Genomic DNA, 22,276 nt, shown 5'->3' with positions numbered 1-22,276 from the left:
CCGCTCGTTGGCAAGCGGCGCACGATACTTTTTAGTCGCCGCAATCTAGTCGCCAAAGTGCAGGGGCTGCAGTCCGAGATTGCCTCTCAGCGTGCTCGCCTCGTACTCGGTGCGGAACAGTCCGCGCTTGCGCAGCTCGGGAAGAATGTATTGCGTCAGGTCGTCGACACCTTGCGGCAACGTCGCCGGGCAGATATTGAAGCCATCGGCGGCGCCGGCCCGGAACCACCTTTCCATTTCGTCGACGATGTCTTCCGCGGTGCCGACGATCTGCCAGTTATTGCCCGAGGCCACGCGCTTGTACATCTGGCGGATCGTCAGGTTTTCCCTGTGCGCCAGCGCCAGCAGATTTTCCGCGATACTGCGCACGCGCTGATTGCCGACATCGGGCACCGGGCCGTCCAGATCGTATTCGGACAGATCGCCGAGTACGCCGTACAGAATGGCCAGTCCGCTAAGCGGATCGATCAGATTTTGCAACTGATCGAACTTGTCCTGCGCTTCGCCGCGCGTCTTGCCGACATACAGCGTGACGCCGGGCATGATCAAAAGTTGATCCGGCGTGCGGCCGTATTTCGCAAGGCGGCCTTTGAGATCGTCGTAGTAGGCTTTGGCGCCTTCCATGCCGCTTGCGTTGCTATAGACGACATCGGCATAGCGCGCGGCAAGCTCGCGTCCCGCTTCGGCGGCACCGGCCTGCACGATGATCGGCCGGCCTTGCGGCGTGCGCGCGGAGTTCAGCGGGCCGCGCACCTTGAAGTGCTTGCCCTTGTGATCCGGCACGTGCAGCTTGGCCTCGTCATAGAAGACACCGCTCGCCTTGTCGCGGATAAACGCGTCGTCCTCCCAGCTATCCCACAGCTTCCTGACCACTTCGACGAACTCGTCCGCACGCTCATAGCGCTCGTCATAGCCGAGATGCTCGTCGCGGCTGAAATTCCATGCTTCCTGCTGCGACCACGACGTGACGACGTTCCAGCCCGCGCGGCCGCCGCTGATATGGTCGATCGACGCATACTTGCGTGCGATATGGAAAGGCTCGTTGTACGTCGTCGAAGCCGTCGCGACAAGGCCGATATGCGACGTGCACGCGCCGAGCGCCGCCAGCAAGGTCAGCGGTTCGAGTTCGGCATTCTTTGCGTCGCGGGCGAGCGATCCCTTAGGCGTATCGTTTGCGCGGATGCCGATTCCGTCGGCAAAGAAAATCATGTCGAGTTTCGCCTCTTCGGCTTTCTTTGCAGTACGAAGAAAGTAATTGAAATCGATGGCGCCTGCTGCCGGCACATCCGGATGCCGCCATGCGGCCATGTGATAACCCAGATAGCGCATCGACAGGCCAATTCTGATCTTTCCGTCTGTAGCAGTCATTTTCACAATCCCGATCGAAGTTTCCAAAACACCGATTAACCGTCATGCGCTAGGTGCGCAGGCTGGAAAGAAAGCGTTTGCAGCGTTCGGTTCCGCCGCCATTGAAGATGTGGGCCGGTGTGCCCTCATCGACGACGCGGCCGCCGTCCATCAGCACCACGCGGCTCGCCACCTTGCGCGCAAATTCCATCTCGTGCGTGACGACGACCATCGTGGTGCCCGCGAGCGCCAGCTCCCTGATCACGTTGAGCACTTCGTTGACGAGTTCCGGATCGAGCGCACTGGTCGGCTCGTCGAACAGCATCACTTCCGGTTCCATTGCGAGCGCGCGTGCAATCGCGACGCGCTGTTTCTGTCCGCCGGACAGCTCGGCCGGGTAGTGGTGCATCCGGTCCGCGAGTCCAACGCGCGACAGCAGATACTTGCCGCGCTCCACCACGTCGCGCTTGCGCTTGCGCCCGACGATGCACGGGCCGGCCAGCACGTTGTCGAGCGCCGAATAGTGCGGAAACAGATGGAAGCCCTGAAAGACCATGCCGAAGTAACGGCGTTGCTGGTCGAGTGTTTTCTTCGGCAGGCGCACGCAGCGCGCGCCGCGCATTTCCGTGCCGAGCACTTCGCCCTTGAAGGTGATGCTGCCGGCGTCAATCAATTCGAGCATATTGATGCAGCGAAGCAGTGTGCTCTTGCCCGAACCCGACGGCCCAATCATCGCGACGACTTCGCCTTTGGCCAGCGAGAAGTCCACGGCATCCAGCGCGGTGAAGTCGGCGAACCGCTTCGTGACGGCGCGCATGTCGAGAAAACGTGTCGTGTCGTTCATCGCCGATGTGTCCTCGTGGATCGCGTTCATGTCCGCACTCCTTTCCTGAAGTGACGTTCAAGCAGACTCTGCGCCGCCATTGCGAGGCTCGTCAGCACCAGATACCAGATACAGGCGACGGTCAGCAGCGGAATGGTTTCGAAGTTGGTCGCGTAGATCAGTTGCACGGTCGTCAGGAGTTCGACGTAACCGATCACCGTGACGAGCGACGTGTTCTTGAACATCGTGATCAGTTCGTTGGCGAGCGGCGGAATGATGATGCGCACCGCTTGCGGCATGACCACATGCCACATCGTACGGAAATCGCTCATGCCGATCGCCTTGCAGGCTTCGCGCTGTCCGCGGTCGACAGCCGAGACGCCGCCGCGAAAAATTTCCGCGCTATATCCGCCGAGGTACATCGCGAGACCGATCACGGCCACGCTGAAGCGCGAGATGATCTGGTTGGTGTCGATGTCGAACAGATTCGCGTGAAGTAACGGCAGCGGCAGATAGAGCCGCGGAATCAGCGCCGACAGAAAGAACAGGAACAGCAGCATTGCAAGCGGCGGCGTCGCGCGGATGATCCAGATGTACACGTAGCCGGCGGCGCGCAGCACTGCGTTGTCCGCCATCCGGCAAGCGGCGATCAAGACCCCGAAACACAGGCCGAGCGCGCTCGACAGCACGGTCAGGATCAGCGTATTCCCTAACCCTTTCATCACCCGCTTGTTGAACAGGTAATGGGCGACGATGTCCCATTGCCAGCGCGGGTTGTCGATCACCAGTTCGACGAACAGTACGACGACGACAAGCAGCATGGCGTACCAGAACCAGTCGGATTTCTTTGGGCGGGCATGAATGCGCAAGCCCGCAGGCTGCTGCTGCACACCGCGCCTGTACGCTGCGCCATTATTCCGGCGGGTGAGCGGCGTCTCCGTGAAAAACGCTGCGGGGTCCTGCATGTCTTTTCGAGCTTCAATGTCCACTGGCCTGTCCTCGTGAAGCAGTCGTTTCGAAAGGTACGCAATGCGTCGATGAAGCGACTATAGGCAGGCAAAACTATTACATCCACTACAATTTTGTTCGTTTGATCCTATTCTATGTAATGCCCTAAGATCGCTGCACGGTGGGCTTTCAACGCTACCGCACTGGACCAATAATTGGGGGACGCGCTCGTGGCCAGGCTCAATGCCAAGCAGATGGAAGTGTTCGTTGCAGTGATGACGCACGGCTCGATAACCGCCGCCGGGCAGCGCCTGAACGTATCGCAGCCGGCCGTGAGCCGCATGATCGAGCGTTTCGAGCAGGAGGCCGGTTTCGTCGCTTTCGAGCGGCGCCGAGGCAAGCTGGTGCCGACGCCGGAAGCGGAAATTTTCTTTGCCGAAGTCTCGCAGGTCTATCGCGGCCTCGATTATCTGAACGAAGTGGCGAGAGAAATCGGCACCACGCGGCGCGGCTATTTGCGCGTTGGCGTATTTCCCGCCTTCGCCGAGGGCTGGATCACCGAGCGCATCACACGCTATGTCGCGGGGCGTGAGGAACTGCTGACTTCGCTGGAGCCGATGTCGACCGACAGCGTGATCGAAGCCGTGTCGCGGCAAACCATTGATCTCGGCATTGCGCTGCGCGCGTCGGATCGCGAGGGTTTGCGCAGCGAGGAGATCTCCAGTTCGGAGATCGTCTGCATTCTGCCCAAAGGGCACCGCCTGACCGGACGTCCCGTGTTGCAGCCGACCGATCTGTCCGGCGAAGACTTCATTTCGATGGCCGCCAAGGTGAAGGCGCGCACGTCTATCGACGCGGTGTTCGATTCGAGCGGCGTGGAGCGACGCATACGCGCGGAGACACCGTGGGCATCGACGGTGTGCCATATGGTGGCGCATGGGCTGGGCGTCGGGCTCGTCATTCGCGAGTCGGCGTTCGAGTTTGCGCATCTCGGCTATCACATCGCCGCGTTCAAGCCGCGTATCGACTATCGCGCGTATCTGATTACGTCGACCGCTCGCCCGTTGTCTACTGCGGCAAAAGGGTTTCGCGACATGCTGCTGCTCGAATTCAACCAGGCAAAGAAGGCGCCGCGGGCGTCGAAGCGCTGGCCGACCTGACAGAAAGAGCCATGACCCGCGTCAACGGGTCGATGGACTCACAGCCTATAACGCGTGCTGTGGCTTTGCCACGTCCTGGACGTCGTCAAGCAGTCTTTATAGTCTTTGCGCTTGAAATCGGTCGTTGGGAAACCTGAAAAAAATCGGTCGCAAAAAAGCATCTCGGGTCGGACAGAGGCGAGCGCCAAACCAAAGATATCGGCTATTTCTGGCCGAGACTTCTTTCGTACGGTTTCGTCGGTCATGAAGATGCAATACAAGCCCGATATGGTCGCGAATTCTTGCTAACCTTTCAATTTCTTACCGTACCGTGAAAATAAAACTCTTAATTTCTGCGATTCTCGCAGCCGGTCTTACTGCATGTGGCGGGGGCGATATTGGCAGCAGCACTGCCAATAACAGTGGCAGCAATACCACTGTGCCTGCAGTAGATAGCAAAATTCCTGCGCTTGCATTTGCCGATCCGCAAAGCACCTATGACCTGAATAGCTACACGCAGACGGCCATGTTCCCGCTGCAGTTCGCTACGAGCGGCACCAATCTGCTGAACGCAGAGGCGTCCGGCGTGACCTATGACAAGGATACCGATTCGCTGTTTGTCGTTGGAGACGGCGCGACCTCAGTCGTGCAGGTTGCAAAGAGCGATGGTCACGTTATCGATTCCATGACGCTCAATGCCGGCGACTTCGAGGACACGGAAGGCATCACCTATGTCGGCGGCGGCAAGTTCGTGCTGGTGGAAGAGAGGCTTCGTCAAGTCGATCTGTTCACTTACGTTCCAGGCGGAACACTGCGCAGAGCAGACGTACAGTCCGTCAAATTAGGCACAACGGTTGCCAACGTCGGTATTGAGGGCATTACTTTCGATACGAAAACGGGTGGCTACATTGCCGTGCGCCAGTCGCAGCCCACCAGCATCTTTCAGGCCGCAATCAATTTTGCGGCCGGCTCGGCGACAGCATCGAACGGCACGCCGATCCTGCCGACGACAGACAATCCGCCGGTGCTGTTCGATGCGGCCACGACAGGTCTTTCCGCTTTCAATGACGTTTTCTCGTTGTCGAATATCGTACCGGGCAACGCGCCGGATTACGGCAACGTGATCATCATCGGCGCGCCGGACGGCAAGATCGTCAAGATGGATCGTACCGGCAAACTGCTGGGCAGTTTGTATATGAGCGCCACCGCCCAGAACGAGGGCGTGACGATGGGTCCGGACGGCACCATTTATGTGGTCGGTGAACAGGCTGCGGGACCGAGCCTGCCAGGCCTGACCCTCTTCAAGCCGACCACCAGCGCGAGCAATGTCGGCATGGGCAGCAACCTCTACCTGACGTTCGATCAACCGGTGAAGGCGGGCGCGGGTAATATCGTTCTCAGCAACGGCGCCGACGACACGCGGTCAATTCCTGTGACCGATGCATCGCAAGTGACGTTCAGCGGCAATGTGATGAAGATTCATCCGAAGTTCTACATGGTTGCCGGCACCACTTACCACATCACGTATCCGGTGGGGGCGATCAAGACGACAGCGGGGAATGATATTTCTGCCGTGTCCGACTTATCGACATTCTCGTTCAAGGCGGTCGGCACCGTCGACCACACCGCCCCGACATTGACCAGCACCGCGCCGGTGGATGGCGCGACAGGTATCGTCGGCAACCACATGACGCTGTCGTTCAGCGAAGTCGTGCAGGCGGGCACGGGCAACATCGTTATCAGTAACGGCTCCGATACGCGCAATGTTTCCGTAGACGACACGACCCAGGTCAAATTCAACGGCGCTCGGGTGAGCGTCACGTTGGCGACACCGTTGCAGGATAGTTCTCGCTACACCGTGAAATTGGCCAGTGGCGTTATCACCGACCTGTATGGCAACGCATATGCGGGCACGACACAGAGCTTCACGACTGCGGCAGCAGGTGCGCCGGCGCCGACCGTGCTGATCTCCGAGGTGAACTCGAACGCAGACGGGGGCCAGGATTTCTTTGAAATCTACAACTACGGCGGCACGGCAATTGATCTGACCGGCTGGAAGTGGGGCGACAATCATGCTGACGTCAACGATGCCAACAATAGCGCGGCATTCGTGGCCGGTACGATGCTTGCGCCGGGTGAACATCTGGTGGTTGTCCCGGGCGTGCCCGGAACGGACGAAAATACGTTCCGCACAACGTGGGGTCTTGCCGGCACGGTTCCGGTCGTCGCGATGTTGAACGTCAATAACGATGCCGCGAATCCGATCGGTCTGGGTAAAGGCGATGCGGTGATCGTCTACGATGCGAACGGTAATGTTGCGGCCGCAATGAACTATGGAACACCGATCGCCGCAGCGCAGGGAGACGGCACGACGAAAGCGATTCCAACGGCATTGGGTGCGGATGCGAGTCTGGTTGCCGCCGGAAATCATGCTGGTGCTGTGTTCGTTGGCGGCAGTGCGAAGGTTTCCGCGGTGTGGGATACGGTTTCGACAACAACGCCAAACTATGTCGAGGCAGTGGTTGGCGTGCACGGCGGTATAGCCGAACCGCTCAAACCCGCTTCGATTGGCTCGCCTGGGCAGTAAATTCGCGCTGCTTCGCGGCATGAGTATGGCGAAGAACCGTCCGACCCTGTCGGACGGTTTTTTTGTAAACGCCAATTCAGCGCAAACTCAGCGCCGAGTCAGGAAACCACGACCGTAAACTCAACCCCCGATTCAAAGTCCAGCGTCGTTGTCGAAAAGCGCGGGTTGTCGTCGAGGTACTGCTTGTAGGGCCGGACGGCGTCCTCGGCGGTGTACATGTTGTCGGCGAGAACGATCGAGCCGGGGCGCAGAAGATGTTCCGTTCGCCTGAACAGATCGAGATACGTGTTCGCCCATACGTCGATGAACACCATGTCGAACGCGCCGTGCAGCGAGGAAACGGTCTGGAAGACGTCGCCTTCACGCAGATCGACATAGGCGTCTACGCCCGCGGTTGCGACGTGCTCCCGGAGGTGGGCGCACTTCGCGGGGTCCAGTTCGGTCGCCACGACCACGCCGCCCCCCAAGGTGCGAAGCGCCTCGGCGAAATACAGCGTGGATACGCCGTAGGAACTGCCGAGTTCGAGAATTCGACGTGGCTTATGCGCAAGCACCATGTTGCGCAGAAACCGTCCCATTTCCGCCGACACCGCCAGCGATAGAGCCGTACCCTGCGCGGATTCGAAATCTTCGGTAGAAAGGCCGAGCGTTTCGAGAAAACGCCCGCGCAGATGCGGGGCGAGCGTGTCGTACTCTTCCGCGAGTGTCAGAAACTCATCGCTCGACCCTGAAAACTGGGCCTGCGCGCGAATCATCATTTCTGTGCGGCTCTGTTCGTGGAGCCGCTGGAGAAGCGTCGTGGTGGTCGATGTCATAGGTTTTCCCGGGAATAACCGGGTTCGACGAAGTAATCGAAACCCGGCCGATATCGCGTCGTATCAGTCTTCCGCCCGTTTGCCCGGCCGCGAGCGCCAGCCTGCCTGCAGGCGTTCGCGTTCTTCTGGCGTCATCGCATCCCATTTGCGCCATAGGCGCCGCTCGCGGCAGCCGCCGTGCCCGCGGAATCCGCCGAACAGAATGCGGCTCAGAACCAGTAAGCCGAGTGCATGCGCGAAGTCGATCGACCGGGCATCGACGAATAGCGCCGGGATCACCCAGTTCCATAGCATCATGACCGCCCATCCGAGCACGCCTATGCCGACGATCACGAGCAGCGCTTTACCTGCGCATCTGAATCGAAATTTCATGCTTCAACTCCTCTAAATATCCAGTTCGTCATAAATGGCCTGCAGTCGGGCGCGCAGATGCAGAACCGCGTAGCGTTTGCGTGCGAGCAGCGTATTGAGCGCGACACCGCTTTCAGCGGCGATGTCCTTGAACGACAGCCCTTCGAGTTCGTGCGCGATAAACACGTCGCGCTGATTCGGCGGCAACTCGTCGAGTGCATCCTGCAGGGCTTTGAGCAGGACAGCGCGAGCGTATTGCGCCTCGGGACCCGCGTCGTGCGCGGGCAGGTTCAGGTCGAGGCGATACTCGCTGCCGGCTTCATCGTCGTGGTCGGGCAGATCCGTCAACGGTTCTTCTTTCTTCTTGCGAAAACGGTCGACGATACGATTGCGCGCCGCGCGAAAAAGCCATGCGCTAGCCTGTTCGATCGGCGCCGGAAGCCGGTAGGCCTGCACGAATTCGTGGAAGACATCCTGCAGGATGTCCTCGGCGTCGTTGGGATCCCGTATGCGACGCCGGATGAAATTGACGAGCCTCGTCCGCTCGCGCACCACGGTCGCGGTGATGTCGCTGTCTCGTTCGGTCATCGTGCCCGGGGTGGGTGGTGGTTCCATGCGTCTGAAGACGTTTCAGGCGCGCGAATATTGTGGCTGGCTGAAAAAATTTTCCATTCGCCGGAAAGGAGCCGGAGCCGGCAGTGGACGGCGGACGGTGGAGACGCAACCGCGCGTCGCGCTTATCCGCGCCCCAGCGCAATAAACCGTTCGAGATGATGGTCTTCGTCGCCGAGTTGATGATCGATCATCACGAGGCGCTTTGCATAGTGAGCGAGCGGCAGTTCCCATGTCATGCCGATTCCGCCGTGCAACTGAATGCATTCCTCCGCGACCCGCGCGCCGATCCTGCCGATACTGTATTTAGCCGCCGACACCGCGCGCTCCCGCAGCCTGCGTTCGGCACCAAGCGCCGCTGCCGCATTGATCACCGCCGAGCGGGCCTGTTCTATTTCGAGCAGCAGATCGGCCATGCGGTGCTGCAGCGCCTGAAAGCTGCCTATCGGCACGCCGAATTGTTTGCGCGTGCGCAGATACTCCAGCGTATGGTCTTTCGCGACATCCATCGTGCCGACGGCTTCGGCGCACAACGCCAGCACGCCGCAGCCAACGGCATACTCGAGCGTCGCGAAGCCCGCGCCTGCTGCGCCGAGCAATGCGTTGTCATTGAGCGCGACGTTGTCGAACGTTACTTCGGCCGCGCGGCCGCCGTCGATCTTGCGATAACCGCGCACGTTCACGCCTGCCGTATCGCGTGGCACGAGAAAGAGCGTCACGCCCGCTTCTTCATCGTCATTGCCGTGCGTGCGCGCCGAGACCAGAAAGAGCGAAGCGTGTTCGCCGTGCTGAACCACGGCCTTCGCGCCGGTCAGCCGCCATGTCTCGCCGTTGCGCTGCGCGCGGGTTGTCACGCGGGCCAGTTCGTAGTGGCCGTCCGGTTCGTTGTGTGCGAGCGCAACGACTCGCGAGCCGTCGATCAATTCGCCAAGCATGGCTTTTTGCGCCTCGTTGCCGCTCCGCGCAATCGCGCGGCCGACTATCAGCGTGTCCAGAAACGGTTCGACCACGAGGCCGCGTCCGAGGCTCTCGAACACCACGGCGATATCGAAGCCGCCGCCGCCGAAACCGCCGTCCGCTTCATCGAACAGTGCGCCGATCATGCCGAGTTCGGCAAAACGGGTCCACAGGTCGCGGCTATAGCCTTCTGCCGAACGCGCGATCCGGTCGCGCGTCTCGAAGCCGTATTGCTCGCTGACAAAACGATTGAGCGTATCCGCCAGCATGCGGCGGTCTTCGGTGTGCTGGAAATTCATGACGTGCGCCTCTTACAGTCCCAGGATCATTTTGGAAATGATGTTCTTCTGGATTTCGTTCGAGCCGCCGAAGATCGACAGCTTGCGATTATTGAAGTAAAGCGAAGCGGCGCTCGCGGCTTCGTCGGGGCCGACCGGCGTGCCTTCGAAGCCGTCTTGCAACGCTTCCTCGACGAACGGTTGCGCGTACGGACCCATTGCGCGGCGCGTGAGCGACGAGATTTCCTGACGGATCTCGGTGCCGCGAATCTTCAGCATCGAACTCTCGGCTCCCGGCACGCCGCCGCCGGCCACCGCCGCGATCACGCGCAGGTTGGTGGTCTTCATGTTCTCCAGATCGATTTCGACACGCGCCATGCGCGCCGCGAACGCAGGATCCTCCGCGAGCGGCCGGCCATTGCGCCGCTGTTTCGCGGCAATCTTGCGCAGACGATTGAACGCGGCCACGGAAAAACCAACGCCCGCGATATTGGTGCGCTCATACGTGAGCAGGTACTTGGCGTACGTCCAGCCTTTATTCTCTTCGCCGACCAGGTTCTCGACCGGCACGCGCACGTCGGTAAAGAACACCTCGTTGACTTCGTGCTCGCCGTCGAGCGTGATGATCGGGCACACTTCGACGCCCGGCGTCTTCATGTCGATCAGCAGAAAGCTGATGCCTTCCTGTTTGCGCACGTCGGTGGCGCTGCGTACGAGGCAGAAAATCATGTTCGCGTAGTGGCCGAGCGTGGTCCACGTCTTCTGGCCGTTGACGATGTAGTGCTCGCCCTGTGCATCCGTGCCGCGCACCGCGGAAGTTTTGACCGAGGCGAGATCGGAGCCGGCGCCCGGTTCCGAATAGCCCTGGCACCACCAGTCCGAGCCGTCGAGAATACGCGGCAGCCAATGGCGTTTTTGCGCTTCGCTGCCGTATTTGATCAGCACGGGGCCGAGCATGTTGACGCCGAACGGCACCACGCGCGGCGCGCCGGCCAGCGCACATTCGTTTTCGAAGATGAATTTCTGCACCGGGTTCCAACCCGGGCCGCCGTATTCTTTCGGCCAGTGGTTCGCAAGCCAGCCTTGCGCGTTGAGAATCGCGTGCCAGCCGGCCATGTCGTCGCGCGTCAGACGGCGGCCGCCGTGCACCTTGTCGGCGAGTCGCGGCGGGAGCCTGTCACGCAAGAAGGCCTGCACGTCGGCGCGGAAAGCCTCTTCCTCGGGAGTGAAGTTCAGATCCATGACGGGTTGTTCCGGATAGAGTGAGGCGGGCGGCGCGCGCAAGTCGCGGCCGCCCGTAATGCATATCGATGATGCGCCGTTTCAGGCCGTCTGGTTCAGGCTCGCGAAATCGGCGCCCCGTTCCACCAGTTCCACGAGCAGCGGCGAGGCCTTCCAGAAGAGCGGATCCTCTTTGGCGAATTCGCGGATGTCGGCAAGAATCTTGGGCAGGCCGACCATGTCCGCGTATTTCATCGGACCGCCGCGATAGCGCGGAAAGCCATAGCCGTACAGGAGCGTCACGTCGACGTCCAGCGGCCGCAGCGCGATACGCTCGTGCACGACGTTGGCGCCTTCGTTGATCATCGCGGCCATATAGCGGCGGATGATCTCGTCATCGGTAAAGCTGCGCGGCGTGATGCCGGCGCGTGCGCGCTCGGCGTCGATGATCGCTTCCACTTCGGGGTCGGGCGTGCCGCTGCGCGATCCTTCGGGGTACAGATAAAAGCCGCGGCCGGTTTTCTGGCCGAACCAGCCGCGCTCGCACAGGCGATCGGCGATCTGCACGTACCGTGCTGCGGGATTGCGGGTGGCCGCGCGCCGCTTGCGTGCCGCCCAGCCGATGTCGCCGCCCGCCAGATCCACCACCTGGAACGGTCCCATCGGAAAGCCGAACGCACGCACGGCGGCGTCGATCTGATAGGGCGAGGCGCCGTCTTCCATCATGGCGTCCGCGGCGGCGCGGTACACGGCCAGCACCCGGTTGCCGATGAAGCCGTCGCACACGCCCGCGCGCACCGGCGTTTTGCGCAATTTTTTCGCGAGCTCGAACGCGGTGGCGACTACGTCCGCGCTGACCCGTTTCGGCACGACCACTTCCAGCAGCTTCATGATGTTGGCGGGCGAGAAGAAGTGCAGGCCGATCACGTCGGCGGGGCGCGAAATGCTCGCGGCAATGGCGTCGATGTCGAGATACGACGTGTTGGTCGCGAGCACGGCGCCTGCTTTGCAGACGCGATCGAGTTCGGCGAATACGGCCTGTTTGACGGCGAGGTCTTCGAACACGGCTTCGATCACGAGATCGGCATCGGTGAGTGCATCGTAAGAGGTACTGCCGTTCCAGCGCGTCATGACCGCCGCTTTCTTCTCCGCGCTCATGCGGCCCCTGGCGATCAGGCCATCGTAGACTTTTTCGATGTGCGCGAGGCCACGCGCAAGCGAGGCGTCGTCGCGCTCGATCATGGTCACCGGCAGGCCCGCGTCGAGCACCGCGACAGCGATGCCCGCGCCCATCGTGCCGCCGCCCACCACGCCGATCGCGTTCAGCGCGCGCGGTTTGGCGTCGCGCGTTTCGGGCGCCTTGAGCACTTCGCGCTCGGCAAAGAACGCGTGAATCAGTCCGGCGCGCTGCGGGCTGTCGAGGCATTCGAGGAACAGTTTGCGTTCGAGTCGCAGACCTTCGTCGAAGGGCTGTTCGATGGCGGCCTCGACGGCGTCGACGATTTTCAGCGGCGAGAACAGGCCGCGCGATTTCTTCGCGGTTTCCGCGCGCGCTGCGGTTACGGCAGCGAGGCTCGCGGCGCGGTCGCCGGGCGCTACGGCGTCGCGCGTGCGGCGCACCGGCGCGTGGGCGGCCAGCAACTCGTGTACATACGCGAGTCCTTCGGCGAGGATGTCGCCGCTGCTGCCCAGGCGGTCGATCAGGCCGAGCGCCAGCGCTTCCTTCGCGCTCGCATGGCGGCCGCTCAGGATCAGATCGAGCGCGGCCTGCGCGCCGATCAGGCGCGGCGTGCGCTGCGTGCCGCCCGCGCCCGGCAACAGGCCGAGCTGCACTTCGGGCAGGCCGAGTTTCGCGCCTTCCACGGCAATCCGGTAGTGCGCCGCGAGCGCCACTTCCAGACCGCCGCCGAGCGCCGCGCCGTGAATCGCGGCCACCACCGGTTTCGTGCACGCTTCGATGCGGTTGCATACGTCCGGGAGCGCGGGCGGCAGCGGCGGCTTGCCGAACTCGCGAATGTCCGCGCCGGCGATGAAATTGCGCCCCGCACCGACGATCAGCACGGCTTGCACGGCGCTATCGGCGTCCGCGGCTTCGACGGCGGCGAGCAGACCGCGCCGCACGTCGGCGGAGAGGGCGTTGACCGGTGCGTGGTCGATCGTCACGAGCAGCACCTTGCCGCGCAATTCGCGCGTCACAACGTCGGCTGATGGATTGAGGGTCATGAAGTCGTCTCCTGGCTGTTATCGGTTGCAGGCGGAAAGGCATGCCGGGTCTGGCGAATTCTCCGATTGTGAGGCGGTCAAGGTTTATTGACAATCACATGGACGGTTGACAGACTGTCAAGGTTATTTTGACAAAGGCGCCGCCGTGGACGTCAATTCCCTGACCTTGCTGGTGGAGATTCTGGACGCGGGCAATCTCAGCGAAGCCGCGCGCCGGCTGAAAATGAGCCGCGCGAACGTGAGCTATCACCTGAACCAGCTGGAGCGCTCTATCGGCCTGCAACTGGTTAGGCGCACCACGCGCCGGGTCGAGCCGACCGAGATCGGCCTGCAGCTGTACGAGCACGGCCGCGCGATCCAGAATGCGCTGCTCGCCGCGCGCGAATCCGTCACCACGCTCGGGCAAAGCCTGCAGGGCCGCGTGCGGCTGAGCGTGCCGAGCGGTTATGGGCAGCTTGTCATGTCGGACTGGCTGATCGCGTTCAAGCGGCTTTATCCCGGCATCGTGCTGGACGTGATGTTCGAGAACCGCGTTGAAGACCTGATGCGCGACGAAGTCGATATCGCCGTGCGCGTGATGTCCGAACCGCCGCAAAACCTGGTGGCGCGCGACATGGGGCCGGTCAGGTACGTGGCGTGTGCGTCGCCGGCTTTCGCGCAAACGCACGGCATGCCGCGGCAACTCGACGATCTGCGCACGGCGCCGCTGATTACCTCGGCCGTGGTCGGCAGGCAGTTGCGCGTGGCCGCTTACTTGCGCGACGAGCGGCACGAAGTGCTGCTGGAGCCGACGCTCATCTCCGAGAACTTTCTTTTTTTACGCCAGGCGGTGCTCGCCGGGCTGGGCGTGGGCCTCGTGCCGGACTACGTGGTGCAGGACGACCTGCGCCGTGGCGATGCGGTGACCGCGCTCGACGAATGGCGCTTGAGCATCTTCGGCACGCATATGTACATGCTGTATATGCCGAACCGGCATCACACGCGCGCGGCGGCGACCTTCATCGATTTCATTTTGCAGCAGGCGCATGGCACGGGCAGAGGCGTGCCGGCGTGATCGGTTGCGGGAAAGAGCTTTGCTGAACAGTACTTGAGGCCCATGACACGCGCCGCCCCGTCACTTCGATCCTGCCGCCTCGAATCGCTTCACCGCGCCGATGACATCGCTGCGCAGCTGCCGCAATGCGGCTTCCTGCGCATCGGGCGGCACGAGTCCCTGCCACAGCAGATCGCTCAGCGAAGCGGCGGTCGCTTCGATATCCACTGCTTTCTGTTTGCGCACCGCGTCCCACAGCACGTGTTCCATCGGCCCGTACACGGCGGAGCGCAGCAGACCGAGCGGCATGTCGCCGCGAACGTCGCCGCTCGCCACGCCTTCGGCGAGCACGTTCATCATCGGCGCCGTATAGCGGCGCTGAAGTTCGACGATCACGTCGCCGAACTTGTCGTCCTTCTCGCGCCCTTCGGAAAGAATGAGCGCGCACAGACCCGTGCCGTCGACGGTCAGCCGGTAGAGGTGCGTGCGCACGAGGTAGGCGAACTTGTTGCGGGTGCCCGCGATCAACGGCAATTCGTTTTCGACCTGGGTGATGATCTCGTCATACCAGTTGCCGAGCACGCGAACGCAGAGATCGCGCTTGCTGGCGAAGTACGTGAAGATCGTCGCCTCGGACACGCCGACGCGCCCGGCGATCTCCGTCATGGTGGCCGACGCGTAGCCGACTTCGGAAAACACGAGCCGGGCCGCCTCCAGAATCGCCTTGAGTCGTTGTTCGGAGCGCGCCTGCACAGGCACGCGGCGGGAGATAGCGGATGCGGTCATCGATTGGAATACAAGGGAAGTTGAGTCGGCATCAGTTGAGTCTAGCTCAAGGAATGGGGAAGTGCCATTGCGAAATCAGTGTGAAATAAAGTTACGGTCATGCACAACACAGGAATAAAACATGAGCTAAACTCAACAAACACCGAAAGCGCAGCACATGAAGGAGACACCCGCATGCCCGCAGCTTCGTCGAGCACCTCGCCGCCGTCAAACGGCTATCGTTCGGTTTTCCGCGAAGGCCTCTTCGCCGGCAAAGTCATTATCGTCACCGGCGCGGGTAGCGGTTTAGGCCGATGCACCGCGCACGAACTCGCATCCTTAGGCGCAACCCTGGCGCTGGTCGGCCGAAGCGAGGACAAACTGAAAGCGGTGCAAGCCGAACTGGCCGAAGATCATCAACGCACCTCCGCCGGACACAAGACCTATTCCTGCGACATCCGCAACGAGCAACAGGTCCGCGAAACGATCGCTTCGATCATTGCGGATCTGGGCCGCGTAGACGGCCTCTTCAATTGCGCGGGCGGCCAGTTCCCCGCGAAGCTCGAAAAGATTTCCCTGAATGGCTGGGACGCGGTAGTGCGCAACAATCTGCACGGCACGTTTCTGATGTCCCGCGAATGCTATACGCAATGGATGGAACATCACGGCGGAACGATCGTGAACATGCTGGCGGATATCTGGGGCGGCATGCCCGGCATGGGTCACTCGGGCGCGGCGCGGGCGGGCGTGTGGAACTTCACGGAAACCGCCGCATGCGAATGGGGCCACGCGGGGGTGAGAGTCAACGCGGTCGCGCCGGGCTGGATAGCGTCCGCGGGTATGGACAGCTACAACGAAGACTACCAGGCGCTGTTGCGCACGCTCAGGCATAAGGTCCCGCTGCAGCGCTTCGGCACCGAATCCGAACTGGCCGGCGCGGCGGTGTTTCTGTTGTCGGAGGCGTCGGCGTTCATCAACGGCACGGTGATCCGCGTCGACGGCGGCGTGCCGAACGCGCGCCACTCGTGGCCGCTTCCGCCGGCGGAGCGTACGATCGAATATAACGGCTTCCCGCGTTATCAACCGCCGACGGGCTTGCAGGAGCAGACACCATGAACCTCGACGGCCAGACCTACGAATCGCTGACGGCAAACTTCGCGTGGCAGATCCCGGCGCGCTACAACATCGGCGTGGACGTGTGCGATAAATGGGCCGACGGTTCGGGCCGTCTCGCGCTGATCTACGAAGATCCCGAGGGCACTGCGACCCGCTATACGTTCGACGAGTTGAAAGCGCTGTCCGACCGCTTCGCCAACGCGCTGCTCGCAGCGGGTGCGCAACGCGGCGACCGGATCGGCATCTTCCTGTCGCAATCCGTCGAAACGGCTATCGCGCATCTCGCCGCCTACAAGGCCGGCATGGTGGCCGTGCCGCTGTTCGCGCTGTTCGGCGTCGATGCGATCGAACATCGGCTCGGCGATAGTGGCGCCGTGGCGCTGATTACCGATCACGGCGGCGTGCAGAAGGTCGACGAAATCCGCGCGGCGTTGCCGTCGCTGCGCAATGTTTTCAGCGTGGATATCGATCGGGACAACGGCGATCCGCATGCGCCGGTGCGTTCGTTCTGGCACGCGCTGAAGAGCGCGCCCGCGGGTTTCACACCCGTCGATACCGGCGCGGACGATCCCGCGGTGATCATCTATACGTCGGGCACGACCGGCAAACCGAAGGGCGCGCTGCATGGGCACCGCGTGTTGCCAGGCCACCTGCCGGGCGTCGAGATGTCGCAACAGGGCTTTCCCGCGCACGCCACGCTGATCTGGACGCCCGCCGACTGGGCATGGATCGGCGGCCTGTTCGACGTGCTCTTGCCCTCCTGGCATCACGGCGTGCCGGTACTCGCGCGCCGCTTTGCGAAATTCGACGGCGAGGCCGCGTTCGATCTGATGGCGCGTCACGCGGTCTCGCATACGTTTCTGCCGCCCACCGCATTGAAGATGATGCGCGGCGTCGAACGTCCCGAACGCTGGAGCCTCGCGTTGCGTTCGGTGGCGAGCGGCGGTGAATCGCTCGGCGAGGAATTGATCGGCTGGGGCCGCAAAGCGCTGGGCGTCACGATCAACGAGTTCTATGGGCAGACGGAGTGCAACGTCGTGGTGTCATCGTGCGCGGCGCTCTTCGAACCGCGCTTCGGCGCGATTGGCCGCGCGGTGCCGGGGCATCATGTCGCGATTGTCGATATGGACGGCAACGAATTGCCGCCGGGCGCGATCGGCGATATCGCGGTGGCCGCGCCCGATCCGGTCATGTTTCTCGGCTACTGGGGCAACGAGGCGGCGACGCGCGAGAAATTCCGCGGCAAGTTTCTGGTGACCGGCGACCTCGGCACATGCGACGCGGACGGCTTCATCCGTTTTGTCGGCCGTGGCGACGACGTGATCACGAGCGCCGGCTACCGCATCGGGCCGGCTTCGATCGAAGACTCGCTGCTGCGTCATCCGGCTGTTTCGATGGCGGTCGTGATCGGCGCGCCGGATCGCGAGCGCACCGAGATCGTGATGGCGTTCGTGGTGCTGAACCCCGGCTTTGCCGGCGACGCGGCGCTGGTGCGCGAGATCCAGCAGCATGTCAAAACGCGTCTCGCGGCGCACGAGTATCCGCGCGAGATTCGCTTTGTCGACAGCCTGCCGTTGACGGCGACCGGCAAGGTGATCCGCAAAGCCTTGCGCGAGGGACTGGAACAGGACGCGGACAATCCCGCGTCAAAACCCGAGCGCCGATGAGCACGATCCGACGTTCGCTCACCACCCGCAGCGGCAGGGCGCTGAGAGCACCGGGCGCGCAACCGGGCGCGGCCTCGCTCGACGACACCGACCGCAAGCTGCTCGCGCTGCTCGCCGAAGACGCCACCCGCACTTACGCGGAACTCGGCAAGCTGCTGTTTCTGTCGGCGCCCGCTGTCCACGAGCGCGCGCGGCGGCTGAAGAAGGAAGGCGTGATCAAGGCCACCGTGGCCGCGCTCGACGCCGCGAAACTGAACCGTCCGCTACTCGCGTTCGTGCATGTGGATACGACGAGCTGGGCGGTGACCCGGCAACTGCTCGCGCTACAGGAGCTATCGGACGTGGAGGAGATTCACACCGTGACGGGCGAGAGCGCCATGCTGCTCAAAGTCCGCACGCGCGACACGCAATCGCTCGAACAACTGCTCGCGCGCATTCACGCGATTGAAGGCTTCACCGGCACGCGCAGCTATATCGCGCTGACCACTTATCTGGAGCGCGGCCCGAGTCCGGACCTCTGAGCGTGATGAGGACTCATTACGCCTCAGGCGTGCAGCGAAAGGCCTTTCACGGCTTTGTCGACGGCTTTTTTCGGCCCGCGCACGGCGAGCCCGACCAGGTCGGGGGCGTCGGCCGGCTCGGCGCGGAACACGTCGCGGTTCGCCTGATCGTGGCCGGTCGAAAACATCGCGCGCACATACACGGCGCGCGTCAATTCGCGCTCAATGCCCTGGCGAAACGCGCGCAGCAAACCCGCGTTGTCCGCCTGATAGACCATCATCGGCTGGCCGAACAGCCGCGCATGGCGGCGGCCCGCCGCGTCCTCGTACGGTTCGCCCATTGCCTCGGGCGCCGCGCCCGCGATCCCTGTTGCGAGAAACGCGGTGACATTGAGTTTTTGCCAGACAGCGAGATCATCCAGCACGATGATCGCAACTTTCGTATCGAATTCCATAACGCACAATGCTCCACAGCCTGGGCGATGCATCGGTGTCGCATCGCCCGTCATTCAAGAAGGTGTCTACAGGCCGATCTTATGGAAACTCGCGGCGCGTGTGCACGACTCCAATGAAAAAACGAATGGGCTTCGGCGGATGCGTGCTTGCCTACCGGCCATGTCGGGTTTTGCCTGATGCCATTCGGCAAACACCCGCTCGAATAGCTTTGCATGCTGCAGTGCAACTTGCCGGCGCATGAGGTCCATTGCCATTCGCCTCGCAGTGGCGCGTGCGAAAACCATGCAATCGATGTGTCTGCAACATAGGGCAAGTCCCTGGCGCGATTTAGCCGTGCATTACCACTCGCGTGGCCGGCCTCCTAAACTGGATTCAAACAGGAGGGGACACAGATGGCCAAACTCATCCACACGATGATCCGCGTGCACGATCTGCCGCGTTCGCTGCAGTTCTATCAGAAGGCTTTCAATCTGGACGTATCGCACCGGCTCGACTTTCCGGATTTCACGCTCGTGTATTTGCGCAACGGCGAAGCCGACGCCGAAATAGAACTCACCTGGAACAAAGGCCGCACGGAGCCGTATTCGCACGGCGACGGCTACGGCCACGTGGCGTTTTGCGTCGACGATGCAAAGCGCGAGCGGCAGCGTCTGCTCGATCTCGGCATGACGCCCAATGATCTGCGCGAGTTTCACAACGACGACGGCGAGTTGCTGGCGCGTTACTTTTTCATTCAGGACCCTGACGGCTACAAGATCGAAGTGCTGGAACGCTACGGCCACTATCAATAGTAAAAGTAATCCAGGCGGCCGCCGCGCGTAGTTGCAATACCCCACAACAACCAGATTGCATGGGACCGGAGCCGGCGCTGAGGCGCTGACCCCGGTCTACAAAGGAGACAGACATGAAGACAACGATCATTCCGATCGTCGCGTCCGGTCACGCACATCATGCGCATCATCACGAGCACGAGCATCCCCACGAGCATCCCCACGAGCATTCTGACGAGCATTCTGACGAGCACGGCGGCGGGCAGCGCGCGGCGAAGGCGGCCACGGCCGCGTTGCGGATTCCGCTTACGCGGCGCGAGCTGTTGAGAGGCACGGGTGTGCTGATGGGCACGCTGGCGGTGTCGTCGGTGTTGTCGAGCTTCGCGCCGAGCCGCGCGTGGGCGCTCGAACTGCAAGGACTGGACACGCATCAGGGCGAAGTGATTCTCGCCTTCACGCGGCAACTCTATCCGCACCCCACGCTCGACAACGCGGTCTATGCGCTGGTCGTCAAGGACCTCGACGCGAAAGCGAAAGCCGATCCGGCGGTGCGCCAGCAACTGGCGGACGGCGTGAAACAGCTCGACGCGCAAGCGGGCTCGGACTGGCTCAAGCGTGCGCCTTCGGATCAGGCGCGAGATGTCGCGGCGCTCGCGGGGACACCTTTCTTCAACACGATACGCAGCACCGCGGTGGTCTCACTGTACGCCAACACGATGGCGTATGCGCACTTCGGCTACGGCGCTTCGGAGGGAGACGGCGGCTACCTGAACAAGGGTTTCAACAGTCTCTCCTGGCTGCCCAATCCGCCGGCCAGTGCCAGTGGCCCGATTCCGACGGATAGCTGATCGATACGACTGCTTTGCATGGGACCAGAGTAAGCGCTAAAGCGCTAACTCTGGTCGACAGCGGTGCATGGGACCAGAGTAAGCGCTGAAGCGCTAACTCTGGTCGACAGAAGACTGGAGACAAGACATGAATCAGGACAACAACAAAGTGCGTTTTTCACACAACGACGACAAGGTCGTCGTGATCATCGGTTCGGGCGCGGGCGGCGGGACGCTCGCCAACGAACTGGCGCAGAAGGGTATCGACGTCGTCGTGCTGGAAGCGGGCAGACTGCATACGCAAGCCGATTTCACCACCGACGAATGGGGCGCGTTCCAGATGCTGTCATGGCTCGACAAACGCACCACGTCGGGCACCTGGCGCGTCGCCAAAGACTTCCCGAATCTCCCCGCATGGATCTGCAAGACGGTGGGCGGCACCACCACGCACTGGGCCGGCGCGAGTCTGCGAATCAAGCCGCACGAGTTCAAGGCGAAGACCACGTACGGCGATATCAAGGACGCCAATCTGCTCGACTGGCCACTCACGCGCGAAGAACTCGATCCGTACTACGACCGCGCGCAACTGAAAATGGGCGTGACGCGCACCAACGGTTTGCCGGGCTTGCCGGGCAACAACAACTTCAAGGTGATGTCGGCCGGCGCGATGAAGGTGGGCTACAAGGACTGCAATACCGGACACATGGCGATCAATAGCGTGGTGCGCGACGACCGCGCGCATTGCTTCCAGCGCGGCTTCTGTTTTCAGGGATGCCGCACGGGCGCCAAGTGGTCGACGCTCTACACTGAGTTGCCGCGCGCCCAGGCGACCGGCCATATGGAGTTGCGCACGCAGGCGCACGTAGTGCGTATCGAAACCGATGCACGCGGTAAGGCAAAGGAGGTGCTGTACTACGACGGCAACGGCAAATTGCAGCGGCAAAAGGCGCGCATCGTCGCGGTAGCCGGCAACTCGATCGAGACGCCGCGTCTGCTGTTGAACTCGCATTCGAGCCGATTCCCGCAAGGGCTCGCAAACGGCTCGGGACAGGTGGGGCGCAACTATATGCGCCACACCACGGGCTCGGTGTACGCCGCGTTCAACGACAAGGTGGACATGTTCAAGGGCACCACGATGGCCGGGATCATCGAAGACGAAGCGGTATTCAATCCGCAGCGCGGCTTCGCGGGCGGCTATCACATGGAAACCATATCGCTCGGCCTGCCGTTCTACGCGGCCTTTCTCGATCCGGGCGCATGGGGACCGACATTCACCCAGGCAATGGATCAATACGCGTACACGGCGGGCATGTGGATCGTCGGTGAGGATATGCCGCGCGAGACTAACCGTGTGACCCTGAATACCGACGTGAAGGACCAGTACGGCCAACCGGTCGCCAACGTTCATTTCGACGATCATCCGAACGACGAAGCGATGCGCGAGCATGCATTCCGGCAGGGCTCCGCGGTATACGAGGCGGCGGGCGCAAAGACGGTGTATCGCGTGCCGCCGTATCCGTCCACGCACAACCTCGGTACGGCCCGCATGAGCGCGCGTGCCGAAGACGGCGTATGCAACAGTTTCGGCCAGACGCACGAAGTGTCGAATCTGTTCATTTCGGACGGCAGCCAGTTCACCACCGGCGCGGCGGAAAATCCGACCATGACGATCGTCACGCTGGCGATCCGGCAGGCCGATCACATTGCGGCGCAGATGAATAAACGCGCGGTGTAAAGCGGTTCGACGGGGCAGGGCGGCGTTCGGGTTCGATGCGATTGTCGGGCCGCGGATGCCGGCGTATGTTGACGAAGGCGGGCGCAATGCCGTGGCTGCATGAAGA

At 62.2% G+C, this 22,276-nt stretch carries 20 protein-coding genes; 9 read left to right on the top strand and 11 right to left on the bottom strand.

Annotated elements, in window-relative coordinates:
* Nucleotides 1-45: 45 nt before the first annotated feature.
* From BXE_RS15065 to BXE_RS15055, 3 genes are read right to left on the bottom strand one after another with little or no spacing between them, the layout of a single operon-like run.
* A complete protein-coding gene (locus BXE_RS15065) occupies nucleotides 46-1,368 on the bottom strand; it encodes an LLM class flavin-dependent oxidoreductase (protein ID WP_011489142.1) in 1,323 nt (440 codons plus the stop codon).
* A gap of 49 nt (nucleotides 1,369-1,417) precedes the next feature.
* Nucleotides 1,418-2,221, bottom strand: coding sequence for an amino acid ABC transporter ATP-binding protein (locus tag BXE_RS15060; RefSeq protein WP_011489141.1), 804 nt, complete (start codon nucleotides 2,219-2,221; stop codon nucleotides 1,418-1,420).
* Complete coding sequence (locus BXE_RS15055; RefSeq protein WP_233518773.1) at nucleotides 2,218-3,135, bottom strand: amino acid ABC transporter permease; 918 nt, start codon at nucleotides 3,133-3,135, stop codon at nucleotides 2,218-2,220. The genes BXE_RS15060 and BXE_RS15055 overlap by 4 nt, the downstream gene beginning before the upstream one ends.
* Before the next feature lie 213 nt (nucleotides 3,136-3,348).
* On the opposite strand from BXE_RS15055, the gene BXE_RS15050 reads away from it, so the two are divergent.
* A complete protein-coding gene (locus BXE_RS15050; protein ID WP_011489139.1) occupies nucleotides 3,349-4,278 on the top strand; it encodes a LysR substrate-binding domain-containing protein in 930 nt (309 codons plus the stop codon).
* 310 nt (nucleotides 4,279-4,588) lie between these two features.
* Nucleotides 4,589-6,844, top strand: a complete 2,256-nt coding sequence (locus BXE_RS15045) for an SdiA-regulated domain-containing protein (RefSeq protein ID WP_011489138.1) — start codon at nucleotides 4,589-4,591, stop codon at nucleotides 6,842-6,844.
* A 98-nt stretch (nucleotides 6,845-6,942) separates the two neighbouring features.
* On the opposite strand, the gene BXE_RS15040 is transcribed toward BXE_RS15045, so the two are convergent.
* From BXE_RS15040 to BXE_RS15015, 6 genes are all read right to left on the bottom strand, one after another.
* Nucleotides 6,943-7,659 carry an O-methyltransferase gene (locus BXE_RS15040; protein WP_011489137.1) on the bottom strand — a complete coding sequence of 239 codons (717 nt, stop codon included), beginning with the start codon at nucleotides 7,657-7,659 and terminating at the stop codon, nucleotides 6,943-6,945.
* Nucleotides 7,660-7,722: 63 nt separating this feature from the next.
* Entirely contained in the window at nucleotides 7,723-8,031 is a 309-nt protein-coding gene (locus BXE_RS15035; protein ID WP_038457631.1) for a hypothetical protein, read from the bottom strand.
* Between the two features lie 12 nt (nucleotides 8,032-8,043).
* Nucleotides 8,044-8,625, bottom strand: a complete 582-nt coding sequence (locus BXE_RS15030) for an RNA polymerase sigma factor (RefSeq protein ID WP_011489136.1) — start codon at nucleotides 8,623-8,625, stop codon at nucleotides 8,044-8,046.
* 122 nt (nucleotides 8,626-8,747) lie between these two features.
* Nucleotides 8,748-9,878, bottom strand: a complete 1,131-nt coding sequence (locus BXE_RS15025) for an acyl-CoA dehydrogenase family protein (protein WP_011489135.1) — start codon at nucleotides 9,876-9,878, stop codon at nucleotides 8,748-8,750.
* A gap of 12 nt (nucleotides 9,879-9,890) precedes the next feature.
* Nucleotides 9,891-11,099 carry an acyl-CoA dehydrogenase family protein gene (locus BXE_RS15020; protein ID WP_038457636.1) on the bottom strand — a complete coding sequence of 403 codons (1,209 nt, stop codon included), beginning with the start codon at nucleotides 11,097-11,099 and terminating at the stop codon, nucleotides 9,891-9,893.
* A gap of 81 nt (nucleotides 11,100-11,180) precedes the next feature.
* The gene (locus BXE_RS15015) at nucleotides 11,181-13,301 is read right to left on the bottom strand and encodes a 3-hydroxyacyl-CoA dehydrogenase NAD-binding domain-containing protein (RefSeq protein ID WP_011489133.1); all 2,121 of its coding nucleotides are present in this window, start codon (nucleotides 13,299-13,301) and stop codon (nucleotides 11,181-11,183) included.
* A gap of 145 nt (nucleotides 13,302-13,446) precedes the next feature.
* Between BXE_RS15015 and BXE_RS15010 the strand changes: the two genes are divergently transcribed.
* Nucleotides 13,447-14,355 (top strand): LysR family transcriptional regulator, encoded by a 909-nt coding sequence (locus tag BXE_RS15010; RefSeq protein WP_038457639.1) that lies wholly within the window; start codon nucleotides 13,447-13,449, stop codon nucleotides 14,353-14,355.
* Nucleotides 14,356-14,415: 60 nt separating this feature from the next.
* On the opposite strand, the gene BXE_RS15005 is transcribed toward BXE_RS15010, so the two are convergent.
* A complete protein-coding gene (locus tag BXE_RS15005; RefSeq protein WP_011489131.1) occupies nucleotides 14,416-15,120 on the bottom strand; it encodes a TetR/AcrR family transcriptional regulator in 705 nt (234 codons plus the stop codon).
* Nucleotides 15,121-15,294: 174 nt separating this feature from the next.
* On the opposite strand from BXE_RS15005, the gene BXE_RS15000 reads away from it, so the two are divergent.
* The 3 genes from BXE_RS15000 to BXE_RS14990 are packed head-to-tail and all read left to right on the top strand — an operon-like array spanning nucleotide 15,295 to nucleotide 18,403.
* Nucleotides 15,295-16,215 carry an SDR family oxidoreductase gene (locus BXE_RS15000; RefSeq protein WP_011489130.1) on the top strand — a complete coding sequence of 307 codons (921 nt, stop codon included), beginning with the start codon at nucleotides 15,295-15,297 and terminating at the stop codon, nucleotides 16,213-16,215.
* Nucleotides 16,212-17,882, top strand: a complete 1,671-nt coding sequence (locus BXE_RS14995) for an acyl-CoA synthetase (RefSeq protein WP_011489129.1) — start codon at nucleotides 16,212-16,214, stop codon at nucleotides 17,880-17,882. Before BXE_RS15000 ends, BXE_RS14995 begins: the two co-directional genes overlap by 4 nt.
* Entirely contained in the window at nucleotides 17,879-18,403 is a 525-nt protein-coding gene (locus tag BXE_RS14990; protein ID WP_011489128.1) for an Lrp/AsnC family transcriptional regulator, read from the top strand. Before BXE_RS14995 ends, BXE_RS14990 begins: the two co-directional genes overlap by 4 nt.
* A gap of 23 nt (nucleotides 18,404-18,426) precedes the next feature.
* Here BXE_RS14990 and BXE_RS14985 read toward each other — a convergent pair whose 3' ends face one another.
* On the bottom strand, nucleotides 18,427-18,837 hold the full coding sequence (locus BXE_RS14985) for a DUF2000 domain-containing protein (RefSeq protein ID WP_011489127.1): 411 nt from the start codon (nucleotides 18,835-18,837) through the stop codon (nucleotides 18,427-18,429).
* A 393-nt stretch (nucleotides 18,838-19,230) separates the two neighbouring features.
* On the opposite strand from BXE_RS14985, the gene BXE_RS14975 reads away from it, so the two are divergent.
* From BXE_RS14975 to BXE_RS14965, 3 genes are all read left to right on the top strand, one after another.
* On the top strand, nucleotides 19,231-19,629 hold the full coding sequence (locus BXE_RS14975; RefSeq protein ID WP_011489125.1) for a VOC family protein: 399 nt from the start codon (nucleotides 19,231-19,233) through the stop codon (nucleotides 19,627-19,629).
* A gap of 113 nt (nucleotides 19,630-19,742) precedes the next feature.
* A complete protein-coding gene (locus BXE_RS14970; protein ID WP_011489124.1) occupies nucleotides 19,743-20,456 on the top strand; it encodes a hypothetical protein in 714 nt (237 codons plus the stop codon).
* Between the two features lie 127 nt (nucleotides 20,457-20,583).
* Entirely contained in the window at nucleotides 20,584-22,170 is a 1,587-nt protein-coding gene (locus BXE_RS14965) for a GMC family oxidoreductase (RefSeq protein WP_011489123.1), read from the top strand.
* The last annotated feature ends 106 nt before the right edge of the window (nucleotides 22,171-22,276 follow it).

This window comes from Paraburkholderia xenovorans LB400 (genome assembly GCF_000013645.1).
Classification (GTDB): domain Bacteria; phylum Pseudomonadota; class Gammaproteobacteria; order Burkholderiales; family Burkholderiaceae; genus Paraburkholderia; species Paraburkholderia xenovorans.
The sequence above is the reverse complement of the archived record's forward strand: the minus strand, read 5'-3'. Positions and strand labels throughout refer to the sequence as shown.